Genomic DNA, 254 nt, shown 5'->3' with positions numbered 1-254 from the left:
GCAGGCGTCCCGGACGGATTCGTCTCCCTCCGTTTGACGCCGGGAGGAAGGGCCCCACCCTTCCTCCGCCTTCCACCGGCTTGGTGGCAGGCGCCGGGCATTCCTCTTCGTACTACCCACTCGTTCCAGGCTCCACCTTCCCTTTCTCCAGGACCCCGTCATGGCACAGGTCATCAATACCAACACGATGTCGCTCAACGCTCAGCGCAACCTGAGCACCAGCGGCGCTTCGCTCGCCACCACCATCCAGCGCC

Annotated in this window: 1 pseudogene; it reads left to right on the top strand. The window is 65.0% G+C overall.

What is annotated here, in order from left to right:
* Nucleotides 1-160: 160 nt before the first annotated feature.
* A pseudogene (locus AX730_RS18450) lies at nucleotides 161-254 on the top strand (flagellin); the annotation flags it as partial.

The organism is Pseudoxanthomonas mexicana (assembly GCF_001556105.1).
Taxonomy (GTDB): domain Bacteria; phylum Pseudomonadota; class Gammaproteobacteria; order Xanthomonadales; family Xanthomonadaceae; genus Pseudoxanthomonas_A; species Pseudoxanthomonas_A mexicana_A.
Note: the sequence above shows the minus strand (reverse complement) of the source record. Positions and strands in the feature narration are given on the sequence as shown.